Origin of the sequence: Sulfuriflexus mobilis, from assembly GCF_003967195.1 — a bacterium.
Lineage (GTDB): Bacteria > Pseudomonadota > Gammaproteobacteria > AKS1 > AKS1 > Sulfuriflexus > Sulfuriflexus mobilis.
In genome coordinates this window covers 81,353-96,679 of sequence record NZ_AP018725.1, presented here as the reverse complement: position 1 = coordinate 96,679, position 15,327 = coordinate 81,353, and the positions used below count along the sequence as shown (strand labels likewise).

Annotated in this window: 16 protein-coding genes; all 16 read right to left on the bottom strand. The window is 47.2% G+C overall.

Annotated features, from left to right (window positions below; translation table 11 throughout):
- Positions 1–6: 6 nt before the first annotated feature.
- The 16 genes from nirJ to EL386_RS00385 all read right to left on the bottom strand — a co-directional run bounded on the left by nirJ (position 7) and on the right by EL386_RS00385 (position 15,254).
- Positions 7–1,203, bottom strand: a complete 1,197-nt coding sequence (nirJ, locus tag EL386_RS00460) for a heme d1 biosynthesis radical SAM protein NirJ (RefSeq protein ID WP_126452202.1) — start codon at positions 1,201–1,203, stop codon at positions 7–9.
- A 10-nt stretch (positions 1,204–1,213) separates the two neighbouring features.
- Positions 1,214–1,741, bottom strand: a complete 528-nt coding sequence (ahbB, locus tag EL386_RS00455) for a siroheme decarboxylase subunit beta (protein WP_232020219.1) — start codon at positions 1,739–1,741, stop codon at positions 1,214–1,216.
- Positions 1,742–1,753: 12 nt separating this feature from the next.
- Positions 1,754–2,197, bottom strand: a complete 444-nt coding sequence (locus tag EL386_RS00450) for an Lrp/AsnC family transcriptional regulator (protein ID WP_126452200.1) — start codon at positions 2,195–2,197, stop codon at positions 1,754–1,756.
- A 2-nt stretch (positions 2,198–2,199) separates the two neighbouring features.
- On the bottom strand, positions 2,200–2,742 hold the full coding sequence (ahbB, locus tag EL386_RS00445; RefSeq protein WP_126452198.1) for a siroheme decarboxylase subunit beta: 543 nt from the start codon (positions 2,740–2,742) through the stop codon (positions 2,200–2,202).
- Positions 2,739–3,233 (bottom strand): Lrp/AsnC family transcriptional regulator, encoded by a 495-nt coding sequence (locus EL386_RS00440; protein ID WP_126452196.1) that lies wholly within the window; start codon positions 3,231–3,233, stop codon positions 2,739–2,741. Before EL386_RS00440 ends, ahbB (EL386_RS00445) begins: the two co-directional genes overlap by 4 nt.
- A gap of 17 nt (positions 3,234–3,250) precedes the next feature.
- Positions 3,251–4,420 (bottom strand): cytochrome D1 domain-containing protein, encoded by a 1,170-nt coding sequence (locus EL386_RS00435; protein WP_269471111.1) that lies wholly within the window; start codon positions 4,418–4,420, stop codon positions 3,251–3,253.
- Positions 4,417–4,734: a c-type cytochrome gene (locus EL386_RS00430; protein ID WP_269471125.1), complete on the bottom strand. Its 318-nt coding sequence runs from the start codon at positions 4,732–4,734 to the stop codon at positions 4,417–4,419. The genes EL386_RS00435 and EL386_RS00430 overlap by 4 nt, the downstream gene beginning before the upstream one ends.
- 40 nt (positions 4,735–4,774) lie before the next feature.
- Entirely contained in the window at positions 4,775–5,575 is an 801-nt protein-coding gene (gene cobA, locus EL386_RS00425) for a uroporphyrinogen-III C-methyltransferase (protein ID WP_126452192.1), read from the bottom strand.
- Positions 5,576–5,649: 74 nt separating this feature from the next.
- A complete protein-coding gene (locus EL386_RS00420) occupies positions 5,650–7,374 on the bottom strand; it encodes a nitrite reductase (protein WP_126452190.1) in 1,725 nt (574 codons plus the stop codon).
- A 171-nt stretch (positions 7,375–7,545) separates the two neighbouring features.
- Positions 7,546–9,042, bottom strand: coding sequence for a NosR/NirI family protein (locus tag EL386_RS00415; protein ID WP_126452188.1), 1,497 nt, complete (start codon positions 9,040–9,042; stop codon positions 7,546–7,548).
- 82 nt (positions 9,043–9,124) lie between these two features.
- Complete coding sequence (locus tag EL386_RS00410) at positions 9,125–11,032, bottom strand: nitric oxide reductase activation protein NorD (protein ID WP_232020218.1); 1,908 nt, start codon at positions 11,030–11,032, stop codon at positions 9,125–9,127.
- Positions 11,032–11,847, bottom strand: a complete 816-nt coding sequence (locus tag EL386_RS00405; protein ID WP_197722125.1) for a 4Fe-4S binding protein — start codon at positions 11,845–11,847, stop codon at positions 11,032–11,034. Before EL386_RS00405 ends, EL386_RS00410 begins: the two co-directional genes overlap by 1 nt.
- Before the next feature lie 155 nt (positions 11,848–12,002).
- Entirely contained in the window at positions 12,003–12,425 is a 423-nt protein-coding gene (locus tag EL386_RS00400; RefSeq protein WP_126452184.1) for a hypothetical protein, read from the bottom strand.
- The gene (locus tag EL386_RS00395) at positions 12,406–13,227 is read right to left on the bottom strand and encodes a CbbQ/NirQ/NorQ/GpvN family protein (protein ID WP_126452181.1); all 822 of its coding nucleotides are present in this window, start codon (positions 13,225–13,227) and stop codon (positions 12,406–12,408) included. The genes EL386_RS00400 and EL386_RS00395 overlap by 20 nt, the downstream gene beginning before the upstream one ends.
- Before the next feature lie 199 nt (positions 13,228–13,426).
- The gene (locus EL386_RS00390) at positions 13,427–14,806 is read right to left on the bottom strand and encodes a cbb3-type cytochrome c oxidase subunit I (RefSeq protein ID WP_126452179.1); all 1,380 of its coding nucleotides are present in this window, start codon (positions 14,804–14,806) and stop codon (positions 13,427–13,429) included.
- Positions 14,807–14,819: 13 nt separating this feature from the next.
- Complete coding sequence (locus EL386_RS00385) at positions 14,820–15,254, bottom strand: c-type cytochrome (RefSeq protein WP_126452177.1); 435 nt, start codon at positions 15,252–15,254, stop codon at positions 14,820–14,822.
- Positions 15,255–15,327: the final 73 nt, after the last annotated feature.

The window sequence follows — 15,327 nt, the reverse complement described above, 5'->3', positions numbered from 1 at the left end:
GAGTCGTCATGCGAGTTTTTTCTTTCGCGACCAGGGTGTGACCTGTAAACGCGCTTCAGTCGTCTCCACGCCAATTTCTTCATCGTCAAGGTAACAGGCGGGGTCTTCTGCCCAGAAATCACCGGTTAACTGGTAGGCGCGTACGCGGGTATTACCGCCGCATACATCCAGGTACGTGCATTGGCCACAACGGCCTTTTAACGGGCGCGGGCTGGACTTTAGTCCATCCATTAGCGGGTCTGTACGGTCCGGCCAGATTTCAGAGAAGGGACGATCCTTAACATTGCCCAAATCATAATCCCACCAGAAGGTATCGGGATGAACATTGCCCAGGTTATCAATATTGGAAATATTAACCCCGGAAGAATTACCTCCCCACTGTGCCAGTTTTGCCCGCATATGCTCCAGCTTTTCGGGGAAATGTTTTTCTATCCAGTATAAAAGGTAAACACCGTCTGCATCATTATTACCCGTGACAAATTCACGTCTGCGCCCTTCTTCAATATGAAGCCAGCAGGTATCAAATAACAAGTCCATCGCATTTCGAGTAAGCTGATGAATAACATCATCTTTACGATTTTTATTGCCGCGCCCTGCGTAATTCAAATGTGAGAGGTAAAATTTGTCAATCTGTTCCTGCTCCATAATGCTTAATAGCTCGGGGAGCTCATGCGCGTTATCCATGGTGAGGGTAAAGCGCATGCCGACTTTAATCCCCGCCTTATGACAGAGGCGTATACCCCGCATAGATTCATCAAATGCGCCCTGCTTGCGACGAAACCTGTCATGGGTTTCACGAACACCGTCAATACTGATGCCAACATAGTCATAGCCTATTCCGGCAATGGCATCGATATTGGACTCATCGATCATGGTTCCGTTGGTAGAAAGGCCTACGTAAAAGCCCATCTCTTTAGCCCGTTTGGAAATGTCAAAGATATCGGGGCGCAATAACGGCTCCCCGCCGGATAGAATCAAAACCGGCACCCTGAATGCTTTCAGATCGTCCATTACATCAAATACTTCCTGTGTCGAGAGCTCGCCAGGGAAGTCTTTGTCAGCTGAAATCGAATAACAGTGCTTACAGGTCAGGTTACAACGCCGTATCAGGTTCCAGATAACGACTGGCCCCGGCGGATTGCGTTTATTGCCAATCGGGCTCGGGGCTTTCAGCTCGCGCATGTATTCGCTTATACGAAACATAGTTAATCTCTCAGGTGGACAGTCGCAGGCCGGTTTTTTTCAGGATACGCTGACTAAACAGGACATCATGTCCCCGGTCGGCATCCCCCAGCAAATCGGCAATTCTGGATACCAGCAACATCGCTTCGTCACGATTATGCGCATGCACCATGGCAAACAGGTTATACGGCCAGTCAGGTAAATAACGTGGGCGATGATAACAATGGCTGACAAACCCAAGTACCCCGACCTGCCGGCCAAGCTCATTGACGCGATCGTCTGGTACATCCCATACAGTCATACCATTGCTTTTATAACCCAGGGAGTAATGATTCGGCACGGCGGCAATGCGACGAATGATGCCCCGTTGCTGCATAGTATGCATACGTGCAATGACCTCGCCAGCACTAATCCCTACACGACTGGCGACATCATCATACGGGCGGGAAACAAGCGGCAAACCCGACTGGGTGGCACGAATAATCTTTCGATCAATCTCGTCCAGCAGGGCACCCTGCTCCAATTCTGACTTGTGCGCTGTAGCTACGGTATTCATCATATTTTCTTCACATCAAACCGGTAATTGGAGACCAATATAATATTCATCCAGCTTGGGCATATTAAATACTTTCAAGCCCGTGCGTTGCTCAATGTCGTAATTGACTTCATTAATTTTCTCGGGCGTTTCCGTTGCCAGCACGTACCACATATTAAAGTCATGATCACGCTGGTAATTATGCGCCACCTCCGGATAGCTATTCACTATCTCGGCAATCCTGTGAAAATCCCCTTCAGGCACACGCACGGCTACCAGGCTGAATGCACCGCCTAGCTTTTGTGCGTCGTACATCGGACCAAAACGGGTTAACACTTTATTCTCAAGCAAGCCTGACAGGCGATTTAACAAGTCTTTTTCACTTACGCCTAGCTGATCCGCAACCTCTGCATAGGGCTCTTCACTCAAGGGGAAGCCTGTCTGCAATGTGTTAATGATTTTACGGTCAATTTCATCCATGGTTAGCTTGCCGCATGTATAGTATTCGTCTTATGGTAAATAGCGCCGCGTTGCTTGAATCGGCGCGTACTGAACAACACATCATGCTCAATCGCATCCAGGCCGCAGCGTTCTATCAATAATCGAATATTAGCCAACACATCATCCCGATCCTGCCCGTGAATCATGGTAAACAGGTTATACGGCCATTCCGGTAATCGACGCGGACGACGATAACACAAGGTCACAAATTCAAACTGCCCCATGCATGAACCCAGTTCACTGACAATCTCATCAGGGATATTCCATACCGTCATGGCATTGGCGTGGTACCCGAGTTCATGATGGCGTACTACTACGCCGAAACGTTTGATAATATTTTCACTGGTTAATCGTTTCAGTCTCTCGATAACCTCATATTCGTCCATACCAAGCTGCTTACCCAGATCAGCATAAGGCGTTGCGCTGAGAGGCAGGCCTGTCTGGATCAAGGTGATTAATGACTGATCCTGTTCATCCAGTATGGCCTGCGCAGGCAATTCCGGCAGGCGAAGTGTGACTTTCATGTCCATTTCAAGTCAAATCCCAGGTCGATGTGATAATCCTCCAGCATCGGTAAGTACATCACAGGAATGCCACTACGATGCTCAATATCATCAAGCACCGCATTGAGTACCTGTTCATCGCTGGCAGTCAGCACAAACCACAGATTAAAGTGATGCTCACGCTGGTAGTTATGGTTGACCTCGCTATAGTCACTGACCATTGCTGCGATTTCTTCTAGTCGATGCTCCGGTACGGCCATCGCTGCCAGGGTACTGGCACCAACGCTGTTAGCCCGGAACACCGCACCCACACGGCTGATAAACCCCTGCTCCTGTAGCTGAGCCAAGGCGTCAATAATGACTTCTTCACTGGTGTTTAATTTCTCAGCAATTTTCTGAAATGGACGTGATATTAGTGGAAAATTATGCTGAAAATCGTTTAATAAGCGCTTCTCCAGACTGTCAGGCTGATACTTAGCAAATTGTTCAATGTCAGTATTCGCTCTATGCATGAAAAACTCCAGCTGACTTATAATCCAGTACGGTGCGCACGGTTTGTGAAGAAGATGCCACTGGGCTTTGCCATCGGTACTGTCTTAATGACATTAAAGCTCTCTGTATCATAAACAGTGACCTTCCCGGCATCACGTGCCGATATCCAGACATGCTCGCCTCGAGGGGTAAATTCCATATGCAGCACGGCTTTACCCGGTTTAAGTATTTTCTCGACCTGCAGACGCTCAGTATCAATCACCTGTACTGTATCATTGCGTGGGTGGGCAAAATTCACCCATACTTGCCTGCCATCCGGCCGCGCCATGACAAATACCGGCTGGCCATGCACAGGAATTGACGCAACCTGCTTCCAGTTGCGACGATTCACCACCAGGACCTCATTACGACCAACTGCCGGCAGAAATGCATAGTCCTCGGTCATAGCCCAACCTTCCAGGTGAGGCATTTTATAAACCGGCATTTTTTTACTACCACGACCATAATTATTCAGGATGCGTTTCACACCCTGTTCCGGATGCCATAGATCCAATACAGCCAAACCATCCTCTCCAAACAGGCCGGCGATATAGTAACGACCATCCGGTGTAATCAAACCATCATAAGGCTGCTTACCGATATTTTTAAACCGGGTAATTTCCGGTGTTCCATGACTAAGGTCTGCCAGCCAGATTTCGCCTGCGTCATAGAGTGAAAATACAAAACGTTGACCCGGTGCATCAACCAGTCCCACCACTTTTGATTTCTGCTTGCCATCGGCATAAGTGGCCGGGATATCTGCAAGCAGTTCGAGTCTATTGGAATCAAAGACTTTCACCCCCCCCGGCTTGTAATTTGACACGGCCACGAGCTTCCCGTCTTGCGAGATTGCGCCGCCTATACTGTTGCCGGCCTGGATAATACGTTTGGTTATTTTTGCTGTAAGAATATCAATTTTGGTAAGCCCGCCATCACGTCCAAAGATGTAGGCGTAACGTTCATCACGCGAATACACGACAGAAGCATGGGACAGGTCACCTAATCCATCAATTTGTGACAAGGCTGTTATATTGCTTGTTTCCACGATCTGAACACTGCCGCTGCCGCGCTCAATAACAACACCAAGGTCACCCGTGCCGCGCAAACTTGTACAGGCTGCCAACAGGCTGAACGAACAACCTAAAAACACTTTAGGCATAATATTCATGGCGCTATACCCGAATATAATGTATCAACTAACCATCGCACTTCTTCTTTGGTTAATAATGTATTCCAGGGTGGCATTGGCGTCCCCGGCCGCCCATATAATATCGTCGCCTCAATCATCTGCCGAGATTTGTTACTGAGCGCATCCGGTGTCAATGCCGGACCTAAGCCGCCCTTCATTGTCATACCATGGCAGGAACCACAGTCCTGGAGAAGAAGGTTGTGTAATTCTTCACGCCTCTGTTTGGATAATGACTGATAGTCGTTAGTATGACTGTCTGCGGAATAAACCGGGCTACATAACAGTGACGTCATCATGATCGAAAGGCATAGTCTTAAGATTTTCATATTTAGACTAGCCATGCAGACTTTGATTCCTGTCTGCAAAATAATCGCTCATAGCGTCTTCAGTCTCAAACCAGTCTAGTTCCCTGGCGAGTGAAACAACCTTGCCAATGACGAAAATAACAGGTGGTTGTAACATTGCTTTTTTTACATCGGCTGATAGCAAAGACAAGGTCGATAATACCCGCTGCTGGCGTGCTGTAGTACCATTCTGGATAGCTGCAGCAGGAATATTCGCATCCAGACCTGCATCCATCAGCTTACTGGTAATTAAATCGATATTTGCCAGACCCATATAAATAACGATTGTTTTATTCGAGTCGGCCAGGACCGCCCAATCCAGTTCAAGGGCTTGACCTGCCTGACTATGCCCCGTAACAATCTGCACCCCCTGTGCCAGTCCGCGATGTGTAAGCGGGATACCCGCATATGTCGTGCAGGCAGATGCGGCCGTTATACCGGGTACAACTTCATATGCGATACCATGTTTTGCTAGTGACAAGGCTTCTTCACTACCCCGTCCAAAGATAAAAGGGTCGCCCCCTTTTAAGCGAACTATACTGCGCTGGCCTTCTGCCAGATTTAATAATAATTGATTAATTTCGTCTTGTGGCAAGGTGTGATTGCCTGACTTCTTGCCAACATAAATCCGGCTAACGCCTGCTGGGATCTGCTCCAGGATGGCTTCGGATACCAGTCGGTCATAAATAACCACATCAGCATTTTGCAATAAACGCAAAGCCTTAACGGTTAATAATTCAGGGTCTCCAGGCCCGGTTCCTACCAGATACACTTTTTTTGACTGATTCATTACATTGCCTCTGGCCTGCGACTTAAGAATAGGCGGGGAGAGTAATCCCCCCGCCAATCCAGCTTCAGTTACGTTCAGTAAACATCATGCATAGTGTTATACACATTAAACTTACCGGTTGGTGTTACCAGACGTTTATCTTTAATGACGTTTTTAAGCTTCAAAGTCTTGTCATCAACAACAACAATCGCTGATTCCTGCTTTGCGCCACTCCAGACGGAGAACCAGACTTCATCACCTTTGGCATTGAACTCAGGCTGTACAACACGTTTGGGGCCCTCACCCAGCTTCGCCCAGTCAGCAATTGGCAGAACCGTATAAGGCTTGTCGATGTTCTTTAAATCGAACACGGCAACTGATTGACTGACTGCGCTATCTGGATTTAAAGGTGTGTCAACATACAGATGGCTGGATTTTGGATGAGTCTTGATAAACAGCGAGCCTCCCCCCTGCCCCTTCAGTGTGCGCACAACTTTCCAGGCATTCTTCTTATGGCCTTTTGGATCTGTGCCAATCAAAGAGATGGTGTCATCACCCAGGTGACTGGTTGCCCATACCGGACCGTATTTTGAATCCTTGAAATTGGCGCCACGTCCAGGATGAGGAATCTGACCAACATCAACCAATGCCTCCAGCTTGGAGGTTTTTGAATCCACTACCGCGATCTTGTTTGATTTGTTGGCTGCAGTCAGGAAGTAACGCAAAGATGAATCCCAGCCACCATCATGCAGATAACGCGCTGCATTCACAGTAGTAACCTGGAGATTTTCCAGGTCCGAATAATTCACCATCAGGATCTTGCCGGTTTCCTTGACGTTGACAATGAATTCCGGTTTCTCGTGTGATCCAACAATTGCGGCTACACGAGGTTCCGGATGATATTCCTGTGTATCTACAGTCATACCACGCGTTGCCACGATTTTCAGCGGTTCCAGGGTATCACCCTTCATAATGGTGTACTGCGGTGGCCAATATGAACCTGCAATGGCATAAGTATCTTCATAGCCCTTGTATTTGGAGGTTTCTACTGATCGCGCCTCCATACCGACCTTGATCTCGGCAACGTTGTCAGGCGTCTTCATCCACAGGTCAATCAGATTGATCTTGGCATCACGACCAATAACATAAAGGTAACGACCTGAGGTTGACATGCGTGATATATGAACCGCATAACCTGTCTTGACTATGTTGATAATCTTTTTGCTATCACCGTCAATGATGGCGACCTCCCCTGTATCACGCAGGGTGACCGAGAAGACATTTTTCAGATTATATTTGTTCTCCTGCTTTTTAGGGCGCTTATTTACCGGAACAAGAACCTTCCAGCTATCCCTGATTTCTTTCATGCCATATTCTGGGGGCACGGGTGGCTCATGCTGCAAATAACGCGCCATTAAATCGACATCTTTTTGTGCTAGCTCACCTGACGAACCAAAGTTTGGCATACCACCAGGGGAACCATAGCCAATGAAAGCCTTCAGGTACTCAGTTCCCTTGGGTAAGGTAATATCCGGGGTTAACGGCTTACCCGTGGCGCCTTTGCGTAAAACACCATGACAACCGGCACAACGTTCAAAGAAGATTGTCTTGGCACGGGCAAATTCATCCTCGCTTATTGCTGGTGCACCGGGTGTGAGTTGCTCCTTTGCTGCGCCTGGGTCAATAGGTACTGGCGCACCCTTGTAACGCATTTCTTCTTCAGGCGTTCCAGGATGCTCACCCGTTGCCGCATACCCCGCAGTACCGGCTAGAACCCCGGCCAGTATCACGCTTGTAATAGACAGTTTCGTATAGTTCATAACAGCTTCCTCATAGAGTGGTTATGGTTAGAAATATCAATCCCCTATGTTTGGAAAACTATTACTTATATTTCAGAAGTTCCTTGATATAGGTCAAGCGAGAAAACCTGAGGAGGCGCGGAAAAAATAAAAAAATCCCTACATATATAAATAACTATATATATCAATATATTATTTCTGCATAGACTCACTCAATTTACTGGTACGTTCTCTTTTTTTACGTTTTTCTGCCAGCGGTGGGCATTTATAGGCATTCCAGTAGGTGACCTGGCAATCCAGACAATAATGGCATTCATTGGCATTAATCTCACCAGTTGAGCGTATGGCGCGGACTTCACATTCATTTCTGCAGATCTGGCAGGGTCGCCCACATTCTTTGTAGCGTCGTAGCCACTCAAAAATTCGAAATTTAGACGGGAACGTTAGTGCCGCCCCAAGCGGGCAAACATAGCGACAATAAAATTTTCGATTAAATGCAGATATCAATAACAATCCAGCAGCATAGAGCACATAACTCCATTCCCGGGCAAAGCGTAATGTTACCGCGGTTTTAAAAGGTTCTACTTCAGCCAGTTTTTCCGCCATAACCAATGACTGCATCGATACTGCAAATAATCCCAGCAAAATAATATATTTAATCGCCCATAAACGTTCATGCACGACTTCAGGGAATTCGAATGTTGGGCACTTACAACGCTCCGTAATACGAAAAATCAATTCCTGCATGGCGCCAAAAGGGCAAAGCCAGCCGCAATACACGCCACGGCCCCACAATAGAACCGTGACTGCAACAAAGCCCCATAAAAGAAACATCATCGGGTCAATAAGAAAATTATCCCAGCTGAAACCATGCATAAAAGAATTAACAAAGGTAAAGATATTGACAATTGAAAGTTGTGCCAGCGAATACCAGCCAATAAAGACTACCGTGTAGATGAGGAATCCAGTACGCAAATAGATTAAAAAAGTTGGGTGCTGTGCAATCCAGTCCTGCATAACCAGAATCAGCATCAATACGGCCAGACCAAGAATTAAAACTGAAATCTGGAACACTTTGCCGCGCCAGACATAAATCCAAATTGGTTCTTCATCAAATGCTTTCGTCTGGGCCAATATTTCACCGTCGAGACTCAACAGGCCACGTGCCTCTGCGACTTTACGCATTGATTGATTTATCGTCGCATTAAGCACCATAACCGTAATGGTTGCACCGCTGATGGAATCAATCGATTTATATCCATCTCGATCCCTGCCACCAACTTTTATTTTGTCATTAACATATTTATTTAGATACTGATCTATGAACGCCTGTAAATCCGCATCGGATATACCCACCACAAGAATAGGTTCCTCGTGGTGTACTATCTTCAACCCCACGATCTTGCCCTCTATATCAAAACCAACCAGGGTTCGTATTGGTTTACCTGAGTAGGCGGGAATTTTTATAACATCATCTGTGTAATAGACATAACCCAGGACATTCGAGCCTTTAAGTACCGCAGCAGATGCTGGTTGGCCTTCAAGATCACCAACACCATCAGCTTCTGGAAAGAATTTCTGGATTAATGGAAAATGATCCTGAATTCCCGCAGCAGCAACCTGCCCGCTGACAATCAGTAATATAAAGATGATTGCCAGGTTTCGGACTTTGTGTAGATATTCTTTCAATGTTTCACCATACAATGAAAATGATCATTTAATTTTAGACATCAGTGCGTAGCATGAGTAATTCTTTAATATTCATAATTAACTAATGCGTGAGTCGCGCATACAACAAAGGTAATTCACGTGGCAGTTCAGAGGGTTTACGTATCACTACATAATTATCCGCGCCAAACATATAGGGTAAATAATCGCCTGCCTTTTCGTCAATGGTCACACAAAATGGCTGCAGGCCTCGGCGACGTGCCTCAATCAACGCCATGCGTGTGTCTTCAATACCATAACGCCCATCATACTGATCCAGGTCATTGGGCTTGCCATCAGTGAGCAATAATAATAATTGCTGGCTGGCGGGTTGCTTACTTAGTATCTCACTTGCCTGCCGGATTGCCGCACCCATGCGAGTATAAAAACCTGGCCTGATGGCATTAATACGGCCACGCGAAATATTGTTATGCGCTTCGTTAAATGTCTTTAAGGTATGAAAACGAATATGTTGCCGATAACGTGATGAAAATCCATACATGGCAAATTGATCACCCGTGGCCGAAAGTGCCTCGGCAAATAACAACAGGCTATCACGTACTACATCAATAACCCTTGCATGATTATTTACCCAGGAGTCGGTTGAGAGTGACAGATCCGCAAGTAATAAACAGGCCAGGTCACGTATCCCGCCACGGAATTCACGGTACATACCCTGCTCGGCAATTGCCCGCGTCTGTTTTTGCTCAGTAATAAAATCAAGGTAAGCATCGAGATCAATTTCACTGCCTTCCTGCTGGCCGCGATACCAGATCCGTGATGGAACCAGTGCTTCAAACTGACTGCGAAGCCGCTTTGCTGTGCTACGCAATGCTGTGGGTAATTCTATTGCCTCCGCTGTATCGGCAATCATTGGCTGCAGGCAGCAATAGTCTTTGATTAATTCACCTTTTCGGTAATCCCATTCTGGTAACAGGATACCTTCCCCCAAGGGGCTGTCATCACTCTCAGCCGATGGTAGATCAAGGTCAAACCGTATGCGTTTTGCCGTGGTTTTACTGTCACGTGCGACGCTCAGCTGTTCAAGGTCTTTTGCCGTATCTTCTGCTGATTCCAGGTCTTCATCCTCGTCCGTGCTACGATCAACCTTGATGTATTCGGCCCAGCTGAATATATTTTCAAATCGATCCAGTACCAGGCCGTTTTTACCATCAGGCATATCGACTTTTTCCGCCCGATAGCGACGTTGTTCCTGTGGGTCAATAACCTCTCCATTAGCCTCGGGCATAGCTTCATCATCCTGGGGTAAGGTTGAAGCCGTTGCAGACAGCGGCGGTGAGGGATGCAGCCACAGGAAAACGGGCTGCGGTAGATAACGTGGAGGCTTTGATAGATCGGGTAAGGCTCTTGCCTGCCCCGGATGCTCTAAAGCATGCTGGATAGCGAGTTCCAGTTTGGCGGCATCAGTAGTTAAATTTCTCACATCGGGTCGTAATGCCAACTGCGCCTCGACCAGACGTTGATAACGGTTTATCAGGCCCGGAAAGCGTTTTAATACCTTGCAACTCAACCACTGGTTATAATTAATCCAGTCATTCTGCTCTTGCCTGATGCCACCATCTGCCGATGCCAGTGCAGCCAGCCACAAATACAGATCATGGTTTAGTTCCTGTTTGGCAAATACATCAATACAGGCCGGAAGATTTAATGATGATTCATTACGCCAGGCCAGCTCCACATGCTTATTCGTACCGGCAATGCGTTGCAACCAGGTACGTTGCGCACCGTATTCTGTGGCCGGTGTCGATGCTATCTTGAGACCACCATCGCCACCCATAGCTCGAAACAGCACACCAACACTACGTCGCACATCTTCCAGATATACCGCCGCATCAGGATAACGTTGCGTTGCTGTTTGCGTTACCAAACGATGCCATAAGGTACCAACATGCTCTTCCAGTTCTACCAGGCGGTGTATAACTTGTAATGCCCTCGGTGCCCTGAGTGCCATTAGCGGTCACTTTCCTGCAATGCAGATTGCCCATCTTGCCACTTTAGCAATGAGGGCCTGCTTTTCTCTGACTGCACCTGTTCACAGGCAACAAGACATCGTGCGCACTCGGTACAGTTGAACATACGTCGTTTAATAGATCGGGGTTTAAGGCGCATAGGGCATTCATCTTCACAGGCATGATGACAACCCAGGCAGTCCGCTGCACTCTGGCGCTCAAAACTGACAACCATCGCGTGTTTGTTGGCCATCCATACCAGGCTCTGAAAAACCCCTACAGCACAGGCAAAGCGACAAAACAGGTGACGGGCAAACATGAACTCGATGCTGAGTAACAACGTTGCCACGCTAATGAACAGCATTTGATTACGCGTTAAACTCAAATTCAGAAGATTATGATAAATCTCTTTTGGCGGTAATAAATACGTCAGAAAGACCACAGCCCATAAAAAAGCAAACCCCACAACGGCGATAAACACCAGCCACCAGTATCGGTTATTTGTCTCGACTATCTGCCCATCGGGGCGTTGCCTTGATAGTTTCTGTCTGTCCCAAATGCTGAGCTTCCCACTGGCACGCCGCATCAGGCCGTTAACCATTTCCACTACCGAAAAATGCGGGCATAACCAGCCACAGTAAAGACGGCCATATTTCCATGAGGTCCAGCCGAAAGCCAGCACAACCCCTAATAGGGGTAAAAATCCACGTACAATGATATTGGATACCGCCTCGAGCGAGCTTGCTTCTCCTGCCAGCAGCGGATCCAGGCCCAGCGTCCAGTTATATCCAAAGAAGATAAAATGACCCAGTGTCAAATCCAGTCTGAATATGTCGAGTACAGGCGCAAAGATGAAAAAGATGAAGAAACTGCTCTGAAATAAACGTCGTCTCAGCTGCAAACGGGGAGCAATTGCCTCTTTTGATTCAGATGTGGTTGCCGATGCACATGAAGAACAGGAGTTCATTATACCTACTCCCCCGAACAACTACGCCCAATCAATGGAAAATGATAATGCTTATTTGCCATGGCCTTAGCCAACCCGAGGCTGCCAAGCAAAATCAGTGTCGCATGAATGGTTGTGAAATAAAGGATTACGACTATCCAGGTTGAGGGGGAATCATAGCCGCCGAGCAGGATGATTAATGCATTGACCAGCACCAGCATTACACCAGCCCATATGCTGGCCGATACTGTTTGACGCAGGTGGCAGACAGCCAATGGTGGAGAGGTGTTGCGATAACGCATATAAACAAGCAACAGAATAATAAAAGCAATGCCTGGCAACAATAGCAGGTTAAACAGATACAATAGTTCTGCAACGGTTGCCAAACCCTGCCCCGGTTTTTCATCTGATGGGGGCAGGTTGTTATTTTCAGCGGCCAAACGTGGCATAGACCACTTCCATTAAGGCATTAACAGTTTCTTCATCATCGGTCAGGGGTTCAACCAATGCCGCCCGGCAGGCCTCTACCGGGTCAAACCCACCTTTGATAAGGGTTGCCGTATAGACCAATAAGCGGGTACTGGCACTTTCCTCCAGGTCATGATCCTTTAAGGCCCTAAGTGCATTCGCCAATGACACCAGCTGCTTGGCCCGATGCTCGGTGATACCGGTTTCAGCCAGAATAATGGCCTGTTCCTTTTTGGGCCCTGGGTAGGAAAACCGCATTGAAACAAATCGCTGCCGGGTACTGGGTTTCATTCCCTTGAGCAAGTTCTGGTATCCCGGGTTATACGAGACCACCAGCATAAAGTCCGGTGATGCCTCGAGGGTTTCGCCGGTACGCTCTATCGGTAATATTCGCCGGTCATCTGAGAGTGGATGTAACACAACGGTGGTATCCTTTCGAGCCTCAACCACTTCATCCAGATAACAAATCCCCCCTTCACGCACTGCACGGGTCAACGGGCCATCTACCCAGTAGGTCGAGCCCTCGCCGATAAGATGACGACCCACTAAATCAGCGGCCGTCAAATCATCATGACAGGCAACGGTATAAAGTGGACGCCCCAATTTTTCTGCCATATAGCGAATAAAACGGGTCTTGCCACAACCTGTAGGGCCTTTAATCAGTACGGGTAATTGGTGTTGCCAGGCATGCTCGAACAGGGCTTCTTCGTTTCCAGTTGATAAATAATACGGCGCAGCCTGCGTCTCAGACACTGCCGTTACCTCTTTTGCCGAATCTGCCATCAGGCTTCCCCTATGAAATACCTATCCATAGATACATTATTACACTCAATCACTACAATAACCGGCTGTTAATTCTGCAAAAATAATTATTCAGGTGGAAAATTCACCTGGAAGATATTTTTGAGATTAGGACCTGATTGGGGCATTGATTACTAACACCGGGGCCATAAAGAATGGCCCCGGGTTAATCCAGTTATGTTTATGCCCTGGCCTCTTCCTTACCACCGATAAAGAAACTGATGATATAAAGTATCAAGCCAATCAGGAAGACTATACCCGCGACTTCGCGCATCCAGTAGAAAACCGAGATCTTATCCTGCACCTCCATAAAGGGTAGTGGGTTATCGCTAATACGCTGTAACCATGTTTGCAGAATGCCGGCCCCGGTCAGGAACAAGGTAATAAATACCATAGCAACCGTCATTAACCAGAATGACCACATTTCCATAACCTGGGATTTATTACTATTGGCCGCCGCACGACCACGTAGCAAGGGCATCGCATAGGAAATGATAGCCAGCACCACCATGACATAGGCACCATAAAATGCCATGTGACCATGTGCAGCGGTAATTTGACTGCCATGAGTATAGTAATTTACCGGTGCCAGGGTATGCATGAAACCCCAGACGCCTGCGCCGAGAAATGCCATCACCGGCGTACCCATCGCCCATAACATCGCCGCCTTATTGGGATGCTCACGCCGACGTTTGTTAATCATATTGAAGGCGAAAATCACCATCATGAAAAATGGAATAGGTTCAAGGGCAGAGAATATAGAGCCCCACCATTGCCAGTATTCCGGGGCACCAATCCAGTAATAATGATGCCCTGTACCAATAATACCGGTGATCAGGGACATGGCAATAATGACATACAACCATTTTTCAATAATCTCGCGATCCACACCCGTCATCTTGATAAGCACGAAGGCAAGGATAGCGCCGAGGATCAATTCCCATACACCTTCTACCCACAGATGCACAACCCACCACCAGAAGTATTTATCCAGAATCAGGTTGTCAGGATTGTAGAATGAGAACAGGAAGAACACTGCCAGCCCCCATAAACCCAGTAACAGCACCATGCTGATAGCGGTTTTACGGCCTTTAAGCACCGTCATGCTGATATTAAACAGAAATCCCAAGGCGACGATGACAATACCAATCTTGGTAATCGTGGGTTGTTCAAGGAACTCACGGCCCATGGTTGGCAATAAGTCATTACCGGTTATCTTGGCGAGTGTTGCATAAGGCACCGCCAGATAACCTACAATGGTTAATGCCCCGGCAATCAGGAATATCCAGAACAGCCCTATCGCCAGCTTGGGGCTATATAGCTCTGTTTCAGCCTCTTCCGGCACCATAAAATAGGTGGCACCCATAAAACCAAATAACAACCAGACAATTAAAAGGTTGGTATGCACCATGCGGGCGACGTTAAAGGGAATTTCAGGAAATAGAAAATCCCCAATGACATATTGCATCCCCAGTATGACACCGAACAAAATTTGTCCGACAAACAAACCAATGGCCGCAATAAAGTACGGTTTGGAAACAGCTTGTGATTGATATTGCATTCTATTATCCCCCTTAACCCTGGATATTTGGTGGCCAATTAGCCGTATTAACTTCCGAGGTCCATTTCAGGAATTCTGCCACTGCTTCCAGTTCTTCGTCACTCAGGTTGAATTGAGGCATACTGCGACGTCCTTTAATGCCATTAACTGGTCGACTCTTGATAAAGCCAATAATGGCCTCTTTACTGTTACCAAAGCGTTGGTAGACATTACCCAGTTCCGGCGCAAAATACGCACCCTCACCCAGTAAGGTGTGGCAACCAATACAATTATTTACTTCCCAGACCTTCTTGCCCAAGACCACCTGTTCTGTGATGTTTTCTCTGTGATCACGCTCCGGCAGTACGCCCGTCGTATCAAAGGTTAACGCCACGAAGAACAGGAAAAAAAAGACCGTCCCACCATAAAAGATGTTTCGGGCCATGGATTTTGTGAATTTTTCACTCATGACTGACTCCCTTATCCCCTGACTCTATATACGTAAAGTTTATAGCCAAATCTAATAGCCTGATTTACTCATA